A 21,171-nucleotide genomic window follows, 5' to 3' on the forward strand; every position below is an offset into this window, starting at 1 on the left:
ATCATGTCGATGGCAAATGCCTTCTCGCGCGAAGATTTCGAGCGGCTGGATGAAACCGAACACTCGCTGATCGCGCGTCGTGAAAAGGTATTGGGGCCTGCATACCGTCTCTTCTACGAAAAGCCGCTGCATCTCGTGCGTGGCGACGGCGTTTTCCTCTATGACAGCGCTGGCGAAAAGTATCTCGACGCCTATAACAACGTCGCGTCGCTCGGACATTGCCACCCGCGCGTAGTAGAAGCGATCACGAAGCAGACCGCGATCCTCAACACGCATACACGCTACCTGCACGAAGGCATTGTCGATTATGCCGAAACGCTGACGGCGACATTCCCCGAAACGCTCAGTCAGGTCATGTTTACCTGCACAGGCAGCGAGGCAAACGACCTGGCATTTCGGATCGCCCGTTTTGTTACCGGCGGAACCGGCATTATCGCCACGGAGCTTGCCTATCATGGCCTGACAAGCGCTGTGGCGGAGTTTTCTCCCTCGCTCGGTGAATCCGTGACGCTCGGGCCGCATGTGCGGACCATTCCAGCTCCTGACAGCTATCGCTATTCGCCTGACGAGGTGATGGAGAAGTTCGGTCGCGACGTGCGTGCAGCCATCGTCGACCTGAAGCGCCACGGTATCAAGCCGGCCATGCTGATCACCGATACGATCTTCTCAAGCGATGGCATTTTCGCCGGACCGAACGGGTTTCTCAAACCCGCGGTGGACGCGATCCACGAGGCCGGCGGCGTCTTCATCGCCGACGAAGTGCAACCCGGCTTCGGCCGTACCGGTGAAACAATGTGGGGGTTCGAGCGCCACGGCGTTTCCCCCGACATGGTGACGGTCGGCAAGCCCATGGGCAACGGTTATCCGATGGCAGGCATCGTGCTGCGCCCCGAGGTTATCGCCGAATTCGGCCCGCGCGCGCGGTATTTCAACACCTTCGGCGGCAATCCGGTGGCCGCCGCCGCCGGCAAGGCCGTGCTTGACACGATCCGGATCGAGGGCCTGCAGCAAAACGCACTGGAGGTTGGCCGCTACCTGATGGAGGGCTTGAGAAGCCTGTCCCATCCGGCGATCGGTGACGTGCGCGGCTCAGGCCTGTTCATCGGCATCGAGATCATCGGCGAACCCGCTACAAAGCGTCCGGACGCCGCCTTGACGACCCGCATTGTAAACAGTCTTCGCGACCGGCGTATCCTCATCAGCGCCTCCGGCCCAAATGCCAACATACTGAAAATCCGCCCTCCGCTCGTTTTCTCACGCGCGAACGCCGATATGCTGTTGGAAGCCCTGGACCAGGTTCTGAAAACCGCCTGATGGTTGTGGTATGCTTCGTAAAGTCCGATAGTGACTTGTCCCAATGACGTTGTCACGTTGTTTGAAATGTGGCTGCTTGAGACCAACACCGCGGTTTCAGGCAGACCGTACACTTACGGCTTCCCACGCGGCCATGGCATGGCCTGGCGTCGATCACGTTCTTGAAGTTGTTGGCGGACCACATCTGGCCAAGGCGCTTGCCGCCGTTGCACCCGGCGGCCGGATATCCATGATTGGCGTCCTGGAAGGCAATCAGTTGTCTTTATCCGTGGGCCCGCTCCTTCTGAAGGGGCCTCTCATTCAGGGTATCGCCGTTGGACATCACCGCGCTCAGAACGACCTGGTCAAGGCGGTCGATGCACTGGGACTGAAACCGATCATCGACGCTCGCTACGGCTTGTCGGACCTCCCGCAAGCCCTCGAGCATCTCAATCGCGGTGCCTTCGGCAAGATCGTCATCGATCTCTCGCTTTAACCAAACACGCCAGAAACCAGGTGCTTCCATGTATCGTCGAAACTTCATGAAAACTTACGCCATTCCTCGGCGCAGCAATGGCGGGTGGACTCCTCACGGCCACGACCGTCAAAGTGGCGGATAGAACAGAACTGAATGAACTCGGCGTCGAAGGGCAGTTACTTGCAGGTCGAATCGGACTGTGGGATCTGACCGAAACGATCTGGCGAGCGCCGGGCGCTGGACTTGAGGCATCGACGGGACTGGTGGCCGAGCGCTTCATGATGGGTATCCGATCGCGGCCTGGAGCGACGGAGGAAGCGCCGGCATACTGATGCGGATCCGGCAGGTAACGCGCTTTGGTGGGCCGGACGCCGACGTCAAGGATCAATACTTTACCTTGGCGCATGGAACCGGGCGGGAAACTCTGGGACATCGATATGGCTACCGGCGGCGGTGAGATTGAGCGGATCAATGCGACGGCGGCTCGCAACATTCGACCGGGTACGCGAGGGAATCTTCTTGATCCTTACGAGTATTGCCTTCCACACGATTGAGGATATATCGCGACATGTGGAAGCAATCGGGAGTTTCATATGAGGAAAGTAATCCTAGCCAGCATCGCAATATTTGGTTTTGCCATACCCGCTTATGCGCAGGTATCGAGCGATCAGATGGAAATGGCTTACAATTCAGCACGCAATCAGCTCGGTATTCTAAAATATTGCCAGAGCGCGGGGCACATAGATGGCGCCGCCGCTGCGGTGCAAACAAAATTGATCGCTCTTATCCCGCCACCGTCAGATACGGCGAAAGGCGATGCAGCCGAACAAGAGGGTGCAAAGGGCACTATTTCCGCCATGGGCATCACTCAAGACCTTGCGGCATCCGCGAAAGCGCAGAACGTCACCGAAAAGCAGTTCTGTGAAACCATCGGAAATGCCGTGGTGCAGGCCGGGGCGCAGCTCCCTAAGTAGCAAATCTGGCTGTGGCGGCAAAAGCCGCCACACTGCCTCAGCCTGCTGCGCATCTCTGCCCTGGATCTTGGCCTTGGCGGGCTATTACCCTAGCCAGTGGTATTCGGCGATAGAAGCCTTGCCGGTCTTCTTGTCGTGCAGACACATGCGATTCACGGTCTGGGCTCGCCCGTTGGCCTTTCCAAGCGATCCCCGCAGCAAGATTGCAACCTTGCCCGTTGCGTCATAATCCGCATTACCCCAAAGAGGTCGGAAAAGGCCTCTACCCTTCTAGGCTGGATCTAGTATCAGTGGTCTTGATGGGAGCCGAACCATCGACCTCCTCATTGCAACAGATATCTACCCCCTTTTCTACGCCCGCTCTCTGGCCAGGGTCGCAAACACGCAGATTGTACGAAGAATCGACCTTGCCCAGCCTACAGGATTACACGGTCGTCAGGACGGAACGGGTCGACGGCTGGGCTGGTAGACGTTGGCCGGCTAAAATAAGCTAAGCCACACGGTGGCCTGGTTGAACTGATGAAGGCCTTGATTGGGCCAATAAACTTCGAAAGCCGAAAGACAAAGGCTAAAGGCGATGCTCAAATTTTCAATCATAGATTGATTTAACTCGGATATCCCGGGTTCAAACGCACCGCGTGGCAAATGGCTTAAGGAAGATATGCCTCACCCGCCCCGCTCCTTGAAACATGGCCTCTTGAACCATTCACGAGTTCGAAATGGATTGCCTGAACGCCAGAAGACCGCCTCCACGGGTCGTCAAAGCCCAAGTGTACTGAGCCAGCCATCGAAGGTCGGCAGTTCTTCCGCGTGTGGTGGGTGTTCGATCCTGAGCTCTCCCATATGCTTGCGCACTTCGCTGGGGCTATAGCCGAATTCATGCGTAAATGCGCGGCTGAAATTAGCCGCAGAATCGAAACCAAATTGGCTAGCGATATCAATAATTTTTCGGTTATCGGCAGGATCGGCAATCGCTGCGCGGGCCGCCAAAAGCCGTCTTTTGCGGATATAGTTCAAAACGCCACCCGATATTTGGAATAACTCATAGAGTCGGGTGCGCGAAATCGCCAGTTCACGGCTCAAAGTTTCAGGCGTCAGATCCTCCGAACCCAGATTGTTTTGGATAAAGCGCCGGGCTCGAGTCATCAGTCCGATCTGCGAAGTTTGATCGTTGACCATATGGCAATCCATAAGCGGCGCGACGCAATGGAACACCATCTCCCGAAGTTGGCTTCTTACACCCTGCAGATCATCCCTTGTTAAACGATCAAGATTCGCCTCGAGGAAGGCAACGTAGTCGGAGAGAAGCTTCACGCGCGCACCGCTGAAAACAACATTGTTGCTAGCGCCCGGCAGTCCGCCTCGATCGGCAAACAGATCATAAGGCAGGATCAGGGTGACCGATTCAGCGCTCAGGGTACGTCCGTAAAAAGGATAGCCGAGCGTGCGGATCTCCATCATGCCGGGCTCGTTTTCCGCAACCCGCCCGTTGACGCCGGTCCATGTTCTTCCGGTGCGCAGGAAGGTGATCTGCCAGTGATCTACGGAGCTAAAGCGTACTTTCTCGGCCGAGCGCTCGTAGCTGAAAGCTGGTGTGGCTTGCTGGATAAGCAGCACCCCTTCAAGGTTCCAGACGATTTGATTGACCGGAAAACAGTCATCAACTTTGGCATTCTCCGGCAAGCGCATATCTATGAGCGGCGCCATACGATCCTGCCACGCAGGAAACTGTTGATCCGAGCCCAGATCTCGATTCGAAAACGGCAGGGACACGAGCTGCGGCACGCCCTGGGTTCCGCTACAGAGCGGCACCTGGGATATACGCGGCCACCGACGTCTTTCTACAGACGTTGGCTGTTCTGAAGAAACATCAGCTTTGCTCCACATCATTGTGACGGCCTTTCAATAGTACGCTGAAAGTTGTCCAGTCTAAATTACCGTATGTTCTCCAAGTACTGAATATGCATCCAATACATGAGCGAGACCAAATAGTTAGGGCGGAAAATAATCTTGGCGTAGAGAACAGTTCCTTTCCCGGATACCTAAATCGGTATTGGAACACCTAAAAATGGCCTGAATCTGATTGCATGGCCCCCTTAGAAAGGGGCAGAGAAACACGTGGAAAGCTACCGTGTTGTATCTTGGGAAGTGCGTTCTGCCTGAAGGCAACGCATCGGCAGACAAGTTCGCGAAAGCAAAAAGCGCCCGACCGAAGGTTCTGGGCAGCGATCGCAAGTTACGCAAAATGAACGCCCTTAAGGATGGCATTGTTGCAGACCTTGGCCTGAAATTGCAACAAATAATTAAGCAGAAATCCTTAATATTATCAAGCAACTTATGACGGAAAATTAAACAATTTTCGCCATAAATGACACAGAGCAACAATCACAGGAAGCAACTGATGAAGTTGAATCGACACATATATAGTGAGCGCCCTAATCATCGCCTATTAAAATTGGCACTATCTGCTTTCGGCGCGCTGGCAATCTCCACAACTCTGCTTGGCAGCGTAAATGCAGCTGATTTGAAGCGGCCGGAAAAGAAAACCATAGAATTATATATGAAAAAATATGAGAAAAATCACACGTTCTTCTACAACGGGAACCCGCGTGCAGCGAAAGTCAATGTTTCCGCAGAGGAGTATTTCAAGGGCGCGCCCTATATTTGCACACCCAGCGGATTTGGAAGAACATCGCACTGTCGTGCGCGCAATACATTTTGATGCAAATATAGGCTCTTGCGAATCATTCAAGAGACGGAAATAGGGGCTGCTATCTTAGGCAGCGGTTGCACGATTTGATGATAGGCAATTCGCTTCCGCACTTCGCTATAGCCCCTATTCCAGCGTTCGATTTTCAACCCGGCAGGTGTCTGCTGACATAGTCACCCCGCCGCAGTTTGCGGACCTCATCATCATGCTTGAGCGGATTGTGCCGGAACACATACCATTTTCCGCCCGATGCTCGCTTCTGATAGATGACGCCTGCTTTCTCACGATGCATAAAGCAGGAGACATTCTGCGCGGCCATTTTCTTGCTGTACCAAAGGGCCTTCATGCAGACTTTGCCCCGGTTGGACGTATACCAGCTGCCCTTTGCGTAAGATTTCTGGGCACCTTTATGCGACCACGCGATGAAATGATTCCGGTTTTTCGAGAAAAACCCTGCACCATTTTTCCATATCCATGAACGCCCTACATAAAGCCTGTGCAACTCGGCGGCGCTCATTGGTATTGCCTTACTGGCCGCGCGGGCGATTACCCGATCGGCCTGTTGTTGTGTTGCCGCACTGGCTGTCCCGAATAACAGCAACGTCGCAAGCGCAGCATTCAAGATAACGAAACGGAACGAAGACATTTTTGTTTCCACTTCAGTTGTTTGCTGCGGTGATCAGTTCACCAGAGGGCTGGCAACGACACGCCAGTCCGGCCGACCCAAGCCATCCGGCCACGGATAGACTTCACGGTCGTTGAAATAGACGACTGCTGTCATGTCCGGGAATTCGGCGTGCGGTTTGTTGGCTTCTTCAGCCCAGGCGCGATTGTAAGCGTCATTTCCCTGATAGCCCAGTTCGGCGATGACGATCGGCTTTCCAAAAGCCTTAACGCGATCATAGCCCGGCTTGGTTGCCTCCACAAAAGTTGAGTCCCGTCCGATTTTTTTCTGATCGAATGGCTGGTAACCGAAGACCGAAAGACCGACGACATCAACGTAACGATCGCCGGGGTAGTAGGCTTCAAGTCCCTCCTTCCCCATTGGGGACCACATATATTTTGCGGATGGAAGACTTTGGCGGCATACCGTGATGGCATGCCGATAGGCCTTCACATAGCCTTCTGGTTTCCAGTAGGCCCAAGTGAACTGCCCGTTCTTTTCATCCATTTCCTGGGCCCAGCGGATGGTAACGGGGCTCTGGAGCTTAGCTGCCGCCGAACACACCGCTGCCATGTTGGCATCGTAGCGACCGGCTAAAATCCCGCTCAAAAGATCCTCGGGCGCAACGCGCCAGTCGCGCGCCCAGGACCAGGGCTCGATCGTAATCAGCAATGCCCGCCCGCGCGTACGCGCATAAGCATCCGCCGTGCTGAGAGTTGCGAGATCGACATCTTCCCAGGCAAGGAAGAGATGCTCGATCTTGGGATTATGGTCGTTGGCAAAATCCCCATTTGGATCATAGGCACCCGAAGCAAGCGATTGCGGGGTGATGATCGGCCTCTTGTCATGGAACAGACTTTGGTTCTCGGCCTTTGCCTCCAGAACATCACTGGCAGTGTAAGCTGCTCCGCAAATAGCGGCAGTGCAAAGCATAGCTGCCGTCAGTTTGGATATGGTTTTCATTGGAGTGTCTCCTTCTTCTGCTCGGTTTTGCCCGCGCTCAAGGTGGCTTTCACGACATCCAGTCGCTGCGAAACCAGGTCATCAGCGACCAGCTTCTCCGCCTCATCGGCTTTTTGGGCGACGGCATGACGAAATACGAACCAGGACCCATCCGGCTCATGCCTTTGGTAGATGGTTCCATTGCTAATTTGATGGACAAAGCAGGTTTTTGCCGGAAACTTGCCGTTTGTCGCGTGCCAAGCCGCCACGAAACATAGGCGACCCGTATCGGTTACTGTCCAACGGCCCTCGGCCCAGGACTGACCTCCTGCTCCATCGATCCAGGCGAAAAACCGGCGATCTGCATCCTGCATTCGTCCCGCGCCATCGGACCACTGCCAAGTCTTGTCACGATAAAGCACATAGAGCTCACCCGCCGTCATGGGCCGGGCGCTTGTAGGCAGCTTGACATCGACCTTGGCGGCGGCGGCATTGCTCGACGCGGCAAGCCCGAACGCAGTGGCGAAGGCCAGCGCTGTCGCACAAACAAGGTGGGTGGCTTTGTTGTTCGATGGCGTCATTTTTGTTCCTCCCGTACAGCAACCGAGGCAGCTTTTGCCGTTGTTATGTTGACCGCCCGCAGGGTATCGTTCCTCCGCCTCGCGGTGTTCTGAATATCGCTCTCTGTCCTGGCCGACCGGCCGATGGATGAAACGCGAAACCCAAGCTGTTCGGCCGCGTCGGCATTCAAGGCATTTCTAAGATCTATGAGAATTGGCTGGCGCATGTTCTGCTTGAGTTGAGCCAGATCGATCTTCTTGATGGTTTCCCATTCCGTGATGACGACGACGGCGTCGGCGCCTCTCGCGCACTCATACGGGTCGTCACAGAATTTGACGTCATTGAGGATTTTCGCAGCATTCTCCATGCCGACAGGGTCATAGGCGCGGATGCGGCCGCCGAAACGTTGCAACGCTTCTATGAGTGGCACAGAGGGCGCGTCGCGCATGTCGTCGGTATCGGGTTTGAACGTGAGGCCGAAGATGCCGATGGTCAGGCCGTCTATGTCGTTGCCAAGTGCTTCCATCACTTTCAGCGCCATGCGTCGCTTACGTGCCTCGTTGGCGCTGACGGTCTCCTCCACAATGCGAAGAGCTACCCCATGATCCTGCGCTGTCCGCAGAAGCGCCAGCGTATCCTTTGGAAAACAGGAGCCACCATAGCCAGGCCCGGCGGTGAGAAAGCTTGTCCCAATACGCTTGTCGAGCCCAATGCCGAGCGCCAGCTCGTTTACGTCGCTGCCCACATGTTCGCAAAGATCGGCCAGCTCATTGATGAAGGTGATCTTGGTCGCCAGAAATGCGTTCGCGGCATATTTGATCAGTTCCGAGGTGCGCCGCATGGTGATGAGAACCGGCGTGTTCTGCGACGTGATCGGACCGTCATAGAGTTCCATAAGACGCTTGGACGCACGCTCGTCCTCGACGCCAATCACAACGCGGTCCGGCGCAAGAAAGTCGCTGACCGCAACGCCTTCGCGTAGGAATTCCGGATTGGAGGCAACGGAGAACGTGCCGGCTTTGCGGACAGAGCCGATGATCTTCTGCACCACGTCCCCCGTGCCGACGGGCACGGTCGATTTGACCACCACAACCGTGTTGTCCGCGATCAACGGCGCAAGTTCGCGCGCTGCCAAATAGACGAAGGAAAGGTCCGCATCTCCATGATCGGCGCGTGGAGGCGTGCCGACGGCTATGAAGACGACCGCGGCTCCATCTACCGCCTCGGCCAGGTTGCAGGTGAAGTCAAGCCGTCCCGAAGCGTAGTTGCGCTCGACCAATTCGTCGAGTTCGGGCTCGTAGATCGGCATTCTGCCCTGCTGGAGGTCTGCAATTTTCCGCGCATTTTTATCCACACAGACAACAGTGTTGCCCCATTCGGCAAAGCACGTGCCGCTGACCAAGCCTACATATCCGGTTCCGATAACAGCTATTTTCATTTGCGTTCGCGCCAATGGCGCCCTTTCCTGTTATCAATTCGTGTCAGCGTCACTCGTACGCCAACGGGGATTGAACACGATCCTGTGCAGGTCATGTCCGCCTATTCCGGCGCCTGCGACCGAAAAACGATATTCGAACAGCGTGTAGCCGCTCGTGTCCCAGGTCAGCGACTCGATCCCGCTACGGCCGCGCTCGATGGTGGCAAGACACGGCAAAACGATCAGGGTGAGCACGCTTCCGGCAAGCGCCGGACGATAAAAGCGGCTGGCCACACACACGATGTTTTCGCGCGCATGTTGCAGAACGATAACCAGGACGAGCAGCGTATAGATGACTGCGTTCACGGTGGCGAAGATGTAGAAACCGCGAGTGTCTTCAGCATTGGCGACAAACAGTACCGGCAGAACAGAGCTCAGCGACAGCAAGATATAGGGCGCGAGAACTCTAGACGGGAGCGGATCGACATCAGACGTGCCCTTCGGCGTGACCCGAAAATCCACGAAAGATCCCGTTGCCCAGTCACGCACTGCCGCCAGAGTTCCCGCAAGTGCCCACGGCCAGCGGGCGAACAGAAACAATGTCATTTCCCAACTGAGAATCTTGGCATCCACCGGCCGGAAGGTGCCGGTTTTGCGCCACCGATAGGCAAGCAGGATCAGCAGCACCGACTGCGGCACGAAATGAAGCAGAAAGTCGGGATAGGACACATCAACGAAAATCCTTCCGCTTATAAGCGCAGCCACGGGCAGGAAAAACATCAACGCCATGAAGAGCGAGAAGAGACAGTACCAAAGCTGCGAGAACAGGAACTGCATCTTCAGCCGCAACGGCAGATGTCTGACCAGCTTCGGCGAATATTGCAGCAGGATCATCATCAGGCTGCGCGACCATTGAAACTCTTGCGTGATGAGATCTGTGAAGGTACGCGGACCATCGCCATGAGCGATGGCGTCGAGTGCATGAACACCGCGCCAACCGTGCGCGTTCATCATCAACGTGGTCGAGTGATCCTCGGCAAGTTCAGGACCAAGCCCACCTATATCCTTGAGGGCTGCGGTTCGAACGGCGTAGTGCGAGCCGATGCAAAGCGGCGCCAGCCCGCCATTGAAACCCGCCTGCAGCGATCCATGCATGCTGGCTTCCGCATAGAGACGACCACGCGCTGACCAGCTTTCACGCGCGTTATGATCACAAATGCTCGGTGCGGAGACATAGCCGACCGCCGGATCGGCGAAGGGACGCAGCATCTGATAAAGATAGTCAGGTTCAGGCACATGATCGGCATCAAGCTGTGCAACGAAATCATAGCGCGCATAGCCATAATGGTCATAAAAGAAGGCGAGATTGCCTTCCTTGCAGCGGGTACGCCGCGGCCAGGTCTGGCGATGATAATCCTCGCGCCCCTTGCGGGTGGAAACATGGACGCCTTGTTCGCGGCACCAGTCCAACGTCGCGGGTGACGGATCCTCATCGGCAAGCCAGGTGTCGTGCGGCACTTTTTGCGCCAACATGGCGGATAATGTCTTAGCCACGATTTCAAAGGGCTCCGACGGTGCCTTCGTCACCACCATTGCCACGCGGCTGCCGGCGGGCAAACGCAGCCGACCGGTTGGTTTCCGCGCGCGGTAGAAGGCGGCAATAAAATAGAGCGGAATGATAGTGACCCACGCCAGCACCGACGTCACCAAAATGGATCCGACAAGATAGACGTGGTGCGCGGGGACAAACCACCAGCGCCAGAAGTAGACAACCGCGGCAAGCCATAAAGCGGTACCGGCAAGATATTCAGCGCGCCGATAACCGGTCAGCACTGGCACCATTAGCGGTTCGTCTCGCATTGCTTGAGCTCGTATCTCGCGCATACTCATTCGTGCACCTCCAATCCGAAGAAAGGAGCGGCAGTTCGGATGATCGTTTCAATGTTTGAATAAACAGGCTGAAAGCCGAGTTTCTCGGCTGCAAGACCCGAAGCGGCATACAGAGCAGGTGGGTCGCCCGCCCGGCGGGCACGCATTTCGACCGGCACCGGGCATCGGGAGATTCGCCTGATCGCGGTCAGAATCTCCTTAATGGATGTTCCGTGGCCAGTACCCAGGTTAACGGCGAGATTGGCGCCGCCTCTCATCAGATATTCAACGGCGAGTATGTGAGCGCGCGCAAGATCCATGACATGGATGTAGTCGCGGATGCATGTGCCGTCCGGCGTGTCGTAGTCGTCGCCGTAGACTTGAAGAAAGTCGATAGAGCCGCTTGCGGCAAGCAGTGCACGAGGGATCAGATGTGTCTCGGGATCATGCCACTCGCCGAGTTCTTGCTCCGGATCGGCGCCTGACGCGTTGAAATAGCGGAGTGCCACATAATGCAGCCCATAGGCCGCCGAATAATCAGCCAGCATATGTTCCGCGATCAGCTTTGTTCTGCCGTAAGGATTTATCGGCTGCGGGATCTGGTGCTCGCGGATCGGTAGATGATCCGGAATGCCGTAAATCGCGCAGCTCGACGAGAAGATCAGCTTGTCCGTACCCGTGCGCCGGCATGCTTCCAGCAACGAATGAGTGCCGTTCACATTGTTGGCGTAGTATTTCGCTGGATCCTCAACGGATTCACCCACATAGGCCGAAGCCGCGAAATGTATCACCGCATCAGGGCTGTATTTTGTGAGAACCTCGACAAGGCGTTGCGTGTCGAGAATATCCCCCTTTTCAAGGGGACCCCAGCGTACCGACTCTTCATGGCCAGTCGAGAGATTGTCATAAACAATCGGCTCATAGCCTTGCTTGCGCAAAAGCTTGGCGGTGTGGCTGCCGATGAAGCCGGCACCACCTACGACGAGTATGTTTCGCATGGACATCACGCCACCTCGACAAGCTCGCCATTGGGGCGAACGAGTTGACGTTCGAAATAGGAAACCGTCGACTTCAGACCGTCCGCCAACGCGACAGACGGCTCCCACTTCAATTCCCGTTTTGCAACCGTAATATCGGGCCGGCGCTGGCGAGGATCATCGACCGGCAGCGGCTGATAGACAATTTTCGATGGTGATCCTGTCATCGCAACGACCTGTTCCGCGAGATTGCGGATGCTAAACTCGGTCGGATTGCCAAGGTTGACCGGCGTGTGAATTGCCGGCTGGCTGCGCATCAGCCGAGTGAAACCCTCGATCAGATCATCGACATAACAGAAGGAGCGCGTCTGCGATCCATCGCCGTAGATGGTAATATCCTGCCCCTTGAGCGCTTGGACGATGAAATTGGAAACGACGCGGCCATCGTCAGGACGCATACGCGGCCCGTAAGTATTGAAGATGCGCGCAATCCTGATATCGACGCCATATTTCTTATGGAAGTCGTAGAAAAGCGTCTCGGCAGAACGCTTGCCTTCATCATAGCAGGCGCGCGGACCGAAGGAATTAACATGGCCCCAATAGCCTTCAGGCTGCGGATGAACCTGGGGATCTCCATAGATTTCCGAGGTGGAAGCCTGGAATATCCGTGCCTGATGATGGGCGGCCAGTTCTAGAAGGTTTAACGATCCGAATACGCATGTTTTCAAGGTATGGATCGGGTCTGCCTGATAATGTTGCGGTGAAGCCGGGCAGGCAAGATTGTAAATCTCGTCGACGGGCAGATCGATCGACCCGATAATATCATGGCGGATAAAACTGAAAGTATCGAAGCGCAGCAGATGCCGCATATTCTCCATCCGCCCCGTCGAGAAATCGTCCACACAGATCACTTCGTGACCTTCAAGTAACAGACGCTCACAAAGATGCGATCCAAGAAAGCCTGCGCCTCCGGCAACAAGAATTACACGTCTTGCGGTATGCATCAGAGATAGATGTGAAGATCTGAAGGTCATGCTCATAAAACTCTCCCCACTATTTTGTTTTACGCCGAACATATTCAGGCAAAAGAACTTTTAAATTCTCGCATTCCGGCTTCAGCGATAGTTAATAAATTTTTATATCGCTAGTTATAACTTAAATATATTTCCTCTAACTGTCGTTATCCGGGAATTCAAAAACTTTACATTTCGTCCATATTATTTTTCTCAAATTGGCATAGTTGAAGTAAATAAATACAGGAGATAATCGAATATAATCCGCATGATATATGTATTTCTCGGGAGAAACTTCGTAGTTAATCTATCATTGATCGGATACCGCGCTGAAAATTGATCTCCTTTGTTGGCCGGGTGCGTTGAGAACGAGGAGCTCGGCTACTGTTATTCTGATGGCATTGACGGCGCGGGAGTCCTGGCGGATCAAAATCGCTGCAGCGGCAATCGACAACGCATGTTGCCAATTGTGCTCGGACGCTTTGTGAAGAGGAAATTAACCCACTGATCAGGCCGTTGAACGCATGTTTGGGCGCGGCTTGAACTGCAACACGGTCGATGCCAGAGCCCGCCCTATGTCGACTAACCCGGGGTCAGCGGCTATGGCCGAGCATTCTCAGCCACTTGTCGAAGGAGTGATCATCTTCGATCTCAGACGTCGGTGCAGCTGCACGCCCAAGATAAGGCGGAACAGTCAGGTTCCGTGCCTCACGAGGACTGTAGCCAAATTCTTTGCTGAAGGCCCGGCTAAAGTGGGCGGCAGACGAAAACCCGACGGCAAAGGCAATATCGCCGATTTGCTGCCGATTGGTGATATCGCTGAGGGCCGCATGGGCAGACAGAAGACGGCGCCGCTGAATGTAGTGATGAATTCCACCATCCGGCTCGAGCAGTTGGTAGAGGCGGGTGCGCGAAACGCCGAGTTCCCGACATAGCCACTCCGTTGTCAGATCGGGCGACATCAAATTGCGCTGCACGAGACGCCGCATGCGTTCCATCAAAGCCCAGTTGCTGTGCTGCTCCGAGACAGTCGCATCAACGGCCGACGACGAAACACAGGTCAAAATCATATCGCGCGTCGTTTGTACCACATGGGGAAGATCCTTTACCGCAAAGCGTGGAAGGTTTTCCTCGAGACTGTCCAGATATTCTATCAGCAATTTGGTGTAGGTGCCGGACAATGCGGTGTTGTTCTTGATCTCAGTGGAGCCGGGAATGTCAAAAAATAGTTCACGAGGCAAATAAAGCGACAAGCTCCGCGACTGGGTTGATCGACCTCGAAAAGGGTGCCCCAGAGACCGCAACTCCACATTTCCCGGCTCCCCCTCCGAGACATGCCCATCGACTTCAGTCCACATGTGGCCGTTGCGCAATATCGAGACATGCCAATGGTCGATGAGATCCGATCTCACCTTCGCCTGCGAGCGTATGTAGCTGTGGGGAGGCGCATTTTGTTGGACGACCAGCATTCCTCCGAGATTCCACGATGCGTGATCGGCAACGAACTCCGTATCCTGGGAGGAAACATCCGGACGCTGAATGTCCATCAGGGGGGCCACGTAGGCCTGCCAAGCAGCAAATTGATCTATTGGCGGCAGATCTCGCGTGGAAAACAGTAATGGCTTCAGTGCCGACGAAGCCGGTTGCCCTTCTTCAGTTGCTGCTGCCTGCCGTGGGAAACGACGGCGCTCACCATGCGGGGGTGCGGTTTCGTCGCTTCGCATGCCATCTTTGGCTTTGATAGCGTTGGCTGCAGCTCGTTCTTCGCGCCGAAAGTCCGACAATGTGGCCTCTCCAGAGCTCGGCCCTCACATACGCTCGCCGCGTTAGCGGCATTTCGACTCCGGCTAACAGCGGGCTAGAGTTCAAGTATCTCCCTGCTGCCGGTTAATGTCCAGGCAATTTCCTCCCGAGATTGTGGCATCTTTCAGCACATCCAGGATGTTGCTGCATTTCAATGTCAGAACACACGGACACGTTGAACGAGATATGCTGCCCAGATAGGCTTCGGTGTGCGGGGCGGACCGATCTCGCAGATACTAAGGAAGGCAAGCTTGGCAAGCCTCATGTGGTGCCGCCGAAATCCAGCGACGTCCGCAAATGCCAGCCTCTCTCGAACAAAATACTTCCCTTTCCTGGCAAAGGCCAAGGCAGCAACAGGTTGCCGCCCTCCCACCTTTATAGACTATAGACTTTATAGATTAGAGCACCGTTCCGGCTGGGTCTGAAAAGTCGCAGTGGACCGTTGAGGGATATTTCGATGATGATGCTCAGTCCATCTTCCGGAGGAACGAACCTTTGGGAGTATATGTGGCCGCATTTATTGGCTATTTTCTAATCAAACATCCTGTAATATACTGATTGAGAATGAGGCGCCGCTCATGTGTGAAGTAATGAAACCGCAATGGCGCGTTCGCTGTGATTGCAACAAGACGCGTAGGCTCTGATACGACATAGGCTGCTGAGGTTGGGAGGAGACTAGCCCCATGCCCGAAAACCGTGCGAATTGGCCGCTGCTGGTTCCACAAAAGTCTGAATTTGACGATCGTCCTGAGGCGCTGTTCTCGCTCTGGGGTCTGGATTTCAAGCTTATTGACTGCTCGGAGGAGCTCAAGGGCCGGGTAGGCCCTGCTTCCTTGACGGCCATGACGTTATGGGAGATCTATCCCTCTTTGGCAAATCCCGCCTTCGCGGACTTGGTTCAGTTCGTGGTCGATACCGGGCATTCGCGACGTGTACGGCTCAACCCCTCGATGTCCGCAGGCCAAGATTTGCTGTTATTCCATACTCGAGACGGTCTTGCTGTTATCGAAATCGACAGCAGCGGCACCGACAGAGCGACCTTACCCGAAGACCAGGAGCGGGCACGGCTCCTCCATCAGGCCACGCATGACGTTCTAACTGGGTTGCCCAATCGCCGCCAATTTAGCCAGGAGCTGGACAGGCTTCTGCCGACCGGTGACAAAGCAGGTCTCGCGCTGATGCAGATCGATTTGGACGACTTCAAACCCGTCAACGATACCATGGGGCATGGTGCCGGTGACATCGTGCTTCGGCTTGCTGCCGAAAGGATAAGCCGAACCCTTGCTCACGACGAGGTGGCATTCCGTCTCGCCGGCGATGAGTTCGCCATCATCCAGGTCGCCGCGCAGCAGCCAATGGAGGCCGAAAGACTGGCAGAGGCATTGGTTGCCGAATTCAAGAAGCCGTTCGTCGTTGACGGCATCTCGCTGTTCGTCGGCGCAAGCATCGGGGTAGCAATTGCACCTCGTGACGGTAATGAGGGGGAGCAGTTGATGAAAGCTGCCGACGTCGCCCTCTATGCCGCCAAGAAGGAGGGGCGCCGAAGGGCACGAACGTTCGATCCAGGCATGCTTGTGGTGTTGGAGCAAAGGGAACTGTTGCGGCGCAGTTTGCGTGTGGCGCTCCAGCGCGATGAATTCTTCCTCGAGTATCAGCCATTGGTGGAGCCGCCGTTTACGGTCGTCGGCTTTGAGGCACTATTGCGCTGGCGACATCCCAGTTTGGGGATCATTCCGCCAATAGCCTTTATCCCGATGGCGGAGGCCGATGGTTTGATGAGCGAGATCGGCCAATGGATCCTTGAGCAAGCGTGCCGCGAAGCGCTTACATGGCCGGTGCACTACACCGTAGCCGTCAATCTGTCGCCAGCCGAATTTCTGACGCCGGGCTTTACCGACCGCGTCGCGCAAACGCTCGATGTTGTCGGGTTCCCCTCCGAACGTCTGGAACTTGAAATCACCGAAAGCGTCTTGCTGGAACGCACCATCAACAATCTCGACACGTTGAACACGCTCAACGTGCTCGGCATCCAGATTTCACTCGATGATTTTGGGACCGAGTATTCGTCCTTGAGCTACCTCAAGAATTTTCCGTTCGATAACATCAAGATCGACAAATATTTTATAAAGGATCTCCCGAGGGATAGCAAAAGCCAAACCATTGTCCGCTCCGTCATTGCCTTGGCGCACGGCCTGGATATGCGCGTCACGGCCGAGGGCGTGGAGACAGCGCAACAAGCTACTTGGCTCCAGAGCGAGGGCTGCGACCGTTTGCAAGGCTATTTCCTCAGCCCACCGATGGGCGCTGACCGATTGGCCGACTTCATAGCGCAAAGGAGCCGCACACACCCAACTGTTTCCTTCGACGGGGTTCGCGCTGGACCCTGACCGTTTGCAAGGCCATTTCCTCAAGGAGATCTCGATTGAACATCAAAGAGACGCCAACGGATATTGGGTTCGAGCCACTGCTCGATCTGAAAATGAATATGGCCGTCTTTACAGCAGACTGGTCGCATTGCGATCAATGCTCCAATTATGTCGCCCGAATGGTCAGCCATGACCGCCGCGATCCCATCCGACACGCAAATCTGCTTTCATCGGCTCTCAACGAGCTTTTGGAAATGTCGTTTCATTCGAATGAGGACGATGGCGAATTCGTTTACCGGTTCTATCGCTACCGCGAAACGGAGCGCATAGAGCTGACCTTTCCGTGTTCGCCCCAGAAGCGCCGATTCTACCATGAAATCGTCCAGGAACTACAAGGCGAGCAGGCGCTTGCAAGCTATCTCGATGTCATCGCCAATGATGCAGCGCCCGCCGATCGAGCGATCTTGTTAGGCCTGGTGGTTAATTACGATGCAGACATAAAAGCGAGGGATCTGGGCACCAGCGCCCTGACCTTTATTGTCGATCTGCCGCTCGAGAGGCTACTTAATTGAGCCAGGATATTTCCGCCGGCTTCACGGCACGGTTCGACATCAACAATCAGGAGTTCTCTTTCGCGGGGGTGCTCAGACCACACTCTGTGGCTGAGCTTGCCGACGACCTCGCGTTGCTCAGAAACGGAATCGAGACCGTCAAGGGCGTTTTCTACATCAATCTCAAGCGCGTGACCCATATGAACAATACGGCTTTTCGCGCTTTGACGCACGTATTGGTCGATGCCTCTCGCTCGCGGCCGGAGCTTAAGCTTGTGGTGATCGCCTCAAGCGTCGTTGCATGGGCATCGCGGTTGTTTCACCACTTAAGCGACCTTTCACCAAATATTGCAGTCGAGATCTACGACTCGGCTTTTTATCCCGGTCAGACATTCGTTGAGAACCAGAGCTTCATCCCGATCCTCAGGACGCAAACCAAGATGACCTGGCGACATGAGCGAGACATCCTACCGCGTCACGGGCTTCGTGAAGGCATGATCATTGCCGATATTTGCTGTGGCATAGGCGATTTCGCGATGCTGTTAAGAAAGGAATTCCGGCCATCGAGAATCGTTGCCCTCGACCATTCAATGTTGAGTCTCGACTATGCACGCGCGGTGGCAGAAGATTTCGATGTGCAAGACATCGAATACACCTATGGTGACGCATCGCAGATGCTGTTCGAAAGCAATCAATTCGATTTTGTGACGTGCCGTCACTCGCTGCAAATCTTCGACCGTCCGGATGTGTTGCTGCGAGAGCTCTATCGGATATGCAAACCGGGCGGCAGGGTCTACATTACCAACGAGAAGAATTCTCATTGTCTCGGCGAACCACGAGCAGACACCATCCAGTGGACATACAACGAGGTCGCGAAGCTCTTCGAATATTTCGACATGGACGTCGAAATGGGCCCAAAGGGCCGTCGCATGTTGCTGGATGCCGGCTTCACGGCCGTCAAATTGGAAAGTTTCATGGTGACCAATCTCGATGGCGACCCTCAGGAATTTGCTGACATCATTACGGCGTGGCAGAACGTCTACGCCGACGAAATGGCGGTCAAAAGAGGTGATTCACCCGCGTTCATCAAGCGTTTCAAGCAGGGCTTCGCAGATCATATCTTCGCTGCTCTTCATCCAAGAGGTTATGCCGGCTGGCCCATTTGGGCGGCGTCAGGGCAGAAGCCGCTATGATGTGGTCGCCCATCACAGAACAAAGGCTCGGCCTGCGCTCATTTCGAGCCAAGTTTCTGATCGTGGTCGGGGGGGCAGTCCTCTTCGACCTGCTTGTCAGCGGGGGGCTGGCGCTTTGGAACGTTCAGCGTCTTTCTCGCAATGCCACCGCTGAGGTCGGCGAAGGCCTCGAAAAAGCGAGCCAAGACTACATTCGCTCCTACACGAACTCTACCGCCTCCCAGGTCGCTCTATTGCTCGATCAAGTCCACTCCGACGTGAAGGCACTCACAGGTGTGCTTCAGGGGCAGATCGATCAACCGACCCGGAACAATGACATAGGTGCGGCTATGGCGAAGGCCTCGCCGGGCGCCGTGACCGTAACCTACGACACGACCGGCCAATGGGCGCAAAATCTTCCCGGATCCCCTTCTGTCGTCAGCGTGTGGGGCTATTTGCTGGACAAGGACCACCGTCCCTTGCCGCAAGTCCAGGCGGATATCGATACGAGCGCTGTGCTTGATCTTGTTGCCCCGTCTCTCCTGAATAACGGCGCATCGAAGCTGCAGATGTACTATATCGGCCCGAAAGAACGCCCGGTTTTCAGAACTGCGCCATACACCGCGCAGGCGCAAACATTCGATCGGCTCTATCCCGGCCACAACAGTGCGGACTTCTGGAATTTCTTCTTTCCCGGCCTCTACGAATCCTGGCAGCAATGGGCCTTGAGTCCCACGTCCCGACCGGTTGCCGACGATATCACGCAGACCGCTCCCTATACCGACGCGATCACAGGAAAACAGATCGTCAGCTTCTTCCATCCACTTTGGACAGCCGATCGACATAACGTGGCAGGCGCTGCGGGGGCTGATATTACCCTCAATCAGCTCGCAGAGATCGTCGAGAACGTGAAAGTCGCCCAAAGCGGCTTCGGTTTTCTGACCATGTCGAATGGAAACGTTGTTGCCATCAATCCCGTTGGTGAAAAGATCATCGGCCTTCGCTCAGCGAGTGATTTAGCCAACAAGGGCGTGACCGGTCTTGACCGCTCTCTGCGCAACAGCACGCAAAAGGCCATTTCGACCTTGCCGCTCGACGCCGATGGCGCCATCCAACACATTTCGCTTAACGAGCAAGGTGAAGATGTTCCCTACCTTGTTGTGGTGAAACAGTTGCGTCCGACCAATCTCTGGGTCAACGGCCCTGTCCAGCGCGAGGTCATGTCACTCGGCATCGTCGTGCCGGAGCGCGAGATCTATGCATCGCTGATAGCCGCCAAAGACCAGATATCGCGCGCTACCAACCGCATCTTGCTCTATCAGATCCTCGCGGTTCTCGTGTCGCTGATGATCGTCACGGCTGCTGTGTTTGCCGCCTCGAAGCGCATCACGAGCGGCATCAGCGCGTTGGCAGATGCCGCAAAACGAATACAGGCGAAGGATTACTCTGTAAGGGTCGATATTCCAACCAAGGATGAAGTCGCTGAAGCGGGCTTCGCATTTAACCGCATGGCGGAAGAGATCAGCTTCCACACTGAAAATCTCGAGAAACTGGTCGTAGAGCGCACCACGGAGATCGAAGCGGCCAAGGAAGAGATCTCCGTCCTCAATGGTCAGCTGAAGAGCGAAAACTCGCGTCTTGGTGCCGAATTGGACGTAGCGCGGCAAATACAGCTCATGGTCCTTCCGCGCGCTAAAGAGCTTATGGCAATCGAGCATTTGGAGATTGCCGCCTATATGCGCCCCGCCGATGAGGTCGGCGGAGACTACTATGATGTTTTGCAGAACGGGAACAATCTGAAGATAGGTATCGGAGATGTGACAGGCCACGGGCTGGAGAGCGGCGTGCTCATGCTCATGGTACAGTCAATCGCCCGTGCCTTGCAGGAGACCGGCGAGATGACCCCCGCGAAATTCCTGACCGACCTTAACCGCGCGATCTTCAAGAACATCGAGCGGACCGAGACCGATAAACATCTGACATTGTCCTTTCTCGATTACGATGGCGAACGCTTAACGGTATCAGGCCAGCATGAGGACATGATCGTCGTTCGCCGGAACGGCGAGCTCGAGCGTATCGATACCGGCGATCTCGGCTTTCCGGTTGGGCTCGAGGCCGACATATCGCCATTCATCGAAACCCGAGAAATACCTTTTCAGAAGGGCGATATGGTCGTTCTGCATACCGATGGTGTCACCGAAGCGGAAAACTCAAGCGGCGAGTTGTTTGGCTTCGAACGACTTTGCGAAGATGCACGACGCCTGCACGGCGGAACCTCGGAAGAAGTGGTGACAGGAATTCTCGATCATCTGATGCGGTATATCGGGACACAGAAAATACACGATGACATTACCCTCGTCGTGATGAGGCACAGGTGAGAG

The 21,171-nt window shown here is 55.2% G+C and carries 17 protein-coding genes; 8 read left to right on the plus strand and 9 right to left on the minus strand.

What is annotated here, in order from left to right; translation table 11 throughout:
* Positions 1 to 3: 3 nt before the first annotated feature.
* From AB6803_RS27235 to AB6803_RS27245, 3 genes are all read left to right on the plus strand, one after another.
* Positions 4 to 1,314, plus strand: coding sequence for an aspartate aminotransferase family protein (locus AB6803_RS27235; protein WP_371111821.1), 1,311 nt, complete (start codon positions 4 to 6; stop codon positions 1,312 to 1,314).
* 43 nt (positions 1,315 to 1,357) lie between these two features.
* A complete protein-coding gene (locus tag AB6803_RS27240; RefSeq protein ID WP_371111822.1) occupies positions 1,358 to 1,789 on the plus strand; it encodes a zinc-binding dehydrogenase in 432 nt (143 codons plus the stop codon).
* A 575-nt stretch (positions 1,790 to 2,364) separates the two neighbouring features.
* Complete coding sequence (locus tag AB6803_RS27245) at positions 2,365 to 2,745, plus strand: pore-forming ESAT-6 family protein (RefSeq protein WP_371111823.1); 381 nt, start codon at positions 2,365 to 2,367, stop codon at positions 2,743 to 2,745.
* A 759-nt stretch (positions 2,746 to 3,504) separates the two neighbouring features.
* Here the strand turns inward: AB6803_RS27245 and AB6803_RS27250 are convergent.
* Positions 3,505 to 4,635, minus strand: a complete 1,131-nt coding sequence (locus tag AB6803_RS27250; protein WP_371111824.1) for a helix-turn-helix domain-containing protein — start codon at positions 4,633 to 4,635, stop codon at positions 3,505 to 3,507.
* 511 nt (positions 4,636 to 5,146) lie between these two features.
* On the opposite strand from AB6803_RS27250, the gene AB6803_RS27255 reads away from it, so the two are divergent.
* Complete coding sequence (locus AB6803_RS27255) at positions 5,147 to 5,467, plus strand: hypothetical protein (RefSeq protein WP_371111825.1); 321 nt, start codon at positions 5,147 to 5,149, stop codon at positions 5,465 to 5,467.
* A 133-nt stretch (positions 5,468 to 5,600) separates the two neighbouring features.
* On the opposite strand, the gene AB6803_RS27260 is transcribed toward AB6803_RS27255, so the two are convergent.
* From AB6803_RS27260 to AB6803_RS27295, 8 genes are all read right to left on the minus strand, one after another.
* Entirely contained in the window at positions 5,601 to 6,101 is a 501-nt protein-coding gene (locus tag AB6803_RS27260; RefSeq protein WP_371111826.1) for a DUF995 domain-containing protein, read from the minus strand.
* 33 nt (positions 6,102 to 6,134) lie between these two features.
* On the minus strand, positions 6,135 to 7,082 hold the full coding sequence (locus tag AB6803_RS27265) for a glycoside hydrolase family 26 protein (protein ID WP_371111827.1): 948 nt from the start codon (positions 7,080 to 7,082) through the stop codon (positions 6,135 to 6,137).
* Positions 7,079 to 7,642 carry a DUF995 domain-containing protein gene (locus tag AB6803_RS27270; RefSeq protein WP_371111828.1) on the minus strand — a complete coding sequence of 188 codons (564 nt, stop codon included), beginning with the start codon at positions 7,640 to 7,642 and terminating at the stop codon, positions 7,079 to 7,081. The genes AB6803_RS27265 and AB6803_RS27270 overlap by 4 nt, the downstream gene beginning before the upstream one ends.
* Positions 7,639 to 9,060 carry a UDP-glucose/GDP-mannose dehydrogenase family protein gene (locus AB6803_RS27275; RefSeq protein ID WP_371111829.1) on the minus strand — a complete coding sequence of 474 codons (1,422 nt, stop codon included), beginning with the start codon at positions 9,058 to 9,060 and terminating at the stop codon, positions 7,639 to 7,641. Before AB6803_RS27275 ends, AB6803_RS27270 begins: the two co-directional genes overlap by 4 nt.
* Positions 9,061 to 9,093: 33 nt before the next feature.
* Complete coding sequence (locus tag AB6803_RS27280) at positions 9,094 to 10,899, minus strand: glycosyltransferase family 2 protein (RefSeq protein ID WP_371111830.1); 1,806 nt, start codon at positions 10,897 to 10,899, stop codon at positions 9,094 to 9,096.
* Positions 10,900 to 10,925: 26 nt separating this feature from the next.
* The gene (galE, locus tag AB6803_RS27285; RefSeq protein ID WP_371111914.1) at positions 10,926 to 11,912 is read right to left on the minus strand and encodes a UDP-glucose 4-epimerase GalE; all 987 of its coding nucleotides are present in this window, start codon (positions 11,910 to 11,912) and stop codon (positions 10,926 to 10,928) included.
* The gene (locus AB6803_RS27290) at positions 11,912 to 12,925 is read right to left on the minus strand and encodes a UDP-glucuronic acid decarboxylase family protein (protein ID WP_371111831.1); all 1,014 of its coding nucleotides are present in this window, start codon (positions 12,923 to 12,925) and stop codon (positions 11,912 to 11,914) included. The genes galE and AB6803_RS27290 overlap by 1 nt, the downstream gene beginning before the upstream one ends.
* Before the next feature lie 566 nt (positions 12,926 to 13,491).
* Positions 13,492 to 14,622: a helix-turn-helix domain-containing protein gene (locus tag AB6803_RS27295; RefSeq protein ID WP_371111915.1), complete on the minus strand. Its 1,131-nt coding sequence runs from the start codon at positions 14,620 to 14,622 to the stop codon at positions 13,492 to 13,494.
* A gap of 762 nt (positions 14,623 to 15,384) precedes the next feature.
* Between AB6803_RS27295 and AB6803_RS27300 the strand changes: the two genes are divergently transcribed.
* From AB6803_RS27300 to AB6803_RS27315, 4 genes are read left to right on the plus strand one after another with little or no spacing between them, the layout of a single operon-like run.
* Positions 15,385 to 17,088, plus strand: a complete 1,704-nt coding sequence (locus AB6803_RS27300) for a putative bifunctional diguanylate cyclase/phosphodiesterase (RefSeq protein ID WP_371111832.1) — start codon at positions 15,385 to 15,387, stop codon at positions 17,086 to 17,088.
* A gap of 35 nt (positions 17,089 to 17,123) precedes the next feature.
* Positions 17,124 to 17,639: a ubiquinone biosynthesis methyltransferase UbiE gene (locus AB6803_RS27305; protein WP_371111833.1), complete on the plus strand. Its 516-nt coding sequence runs from the start codon at positions 17,124 to 17,126 to the stop codon at positions 17,637 to 17,639.
* The gene (locus AB6803_RS27310) at positions 17,636 to 18,811 is read left to right on the plus strand and encodes a methyltransferase domain-containing protein (RefSeq protein WP_371111834.1); all 1,176 of its coding nucleotides are present in this window, start codon (positions 17,636 to 17,638) and stop codon (positions 18,809 to 18,811) included. Before AB6803_RS27305 ends, AB6803_RS27310 begins: the two co-directional genes overlap by 4 nt.
* Positions 18,808 to 21,168, plus strand: a complete 2,361-nt coding sequence (locus tag AB6803_RS27315) for a SpoIIE family protein phosphatase (protein WP_371111835.1) — start codon at positions 18,808 to 18,810, stop codon at positions 21,166 to 21,168. Before AB6803_RS27310 ends, AB6803_RS27315 begins: the two co-directional genes overlap by 4 nt.
* Positions 21,169 to 21,171: the final 3 nt, after the last annotated feature.

The sequence above is a fragment of the Rhizobium sp. RCC_161_2 genome, from assembly GCF_041355235.1.
Classification (GTDB): domain Bacteria; phylum Pseudomonadota; class Alphaproteobacteria; order Rhizobiales; family Rhizobiaceae; genus Rhizobium.

Coding starts and splice junctions, on each gene's coding strand:
- AB6803_RS27265 (WP_371111827.1), bottom strand. CDS start 7,082: ATGAAAACCATATCCAAACTGACGGCAGCTATGCTTTGCACTGCCGCT.
- AB6803_RS27275 (WP_371111829.1), bottom strand. CDS start 9,060: ATGAAAATAGCTGTTATCGGAACCGGATATGTAGGCTTGGTCAGCGGC.
- AB6803_RS27315 (WP_371111835.1), top strand. CDS start 18,808: ATGATGTGGTCGCCCATCACAGAACAAAGGCTCGGCCTGCGCTCATTT.
- AB6803_RS27250 (WP_371111824.1), bottom strand. CDS start 4,635: ATGATGTGGAGCAAAGCTGATGTTTCTTCAGAACAGCCAACGTCTGTA.
- AB6803_RS27290 (WP_371111831.1), bottom strand. CDS start 12,925: ATGAGCATGACCTTCAGATCTTCACATCTATCTCTGATGCATACCGCA.
- galE (WP_371111914.1), bottom strand. CDS start 11,912: ATGTCCATGCGAAACATACTCGTCGTAGGTGGTGCCGGCTTCATCGGC.
- AB6803_RS27280 (WP_371111830.1), bottom strand. CDS start 10,899: ATGCGAGACGAACCGCTAATGGTGCCAGTGCTGACCGGTTATCGGCGC.
- AB6803_RS27245 (WP_371111823.1), top strand. CDS start 2,365: ATGAGGAAAGTAATCCTAGCCAGCATCGCAATATTTGGTTTTGCCATA.
- AB6803_RS27300 (WP_371111832.1), top strand. CDS start 15,385: ATGCCCGAAAACCGTGCGAATTGGCCGCTGCTGGTTCCACAAAAGTCT.
- AB6803_RS27270 (WP_371111828.1), bottom strand. CDS start 7,642: ATGACGCCATCGAACAACAAAGCCACCCACCTTGTTTGTGCGACAGCG.
- AB6803_RS27235 (WP_371111821.1), top strand. CDS start 4: ATGTCGATGGCAAATGCCTTCTCGCGCGAAGATTTCGAGCGGCTGGAT.
- AB6803_RS27240 (WP_371111822.1), top strand. CDS start 1,358: ATGACGTTGTCACGTTGTTTGAAATGTGGCTGCTTGAGACCAACACCG.
- AB6803_RS27260 (WP_371111826.1), bottom strand. CDS start 6,101: ATGTCTTCGTTCCGTTTCGTTATCTTGAATGCTGCGCTTGCGACGTTG.
- AB6803_RS27255 (WP_371111825.1), top strand. CDS start 5,147: ATGAAGTTGAATCGACACATATATAGTGAGCGCCCTAATCATCGCCTA.
- AB6803_RS27295 (WP_371111915.1), bottom strand. CDS start 14,622: ATGCGAAGCGACGAAACCGCACCCCCGCATGGTGAGCGCCGTCGTTTC.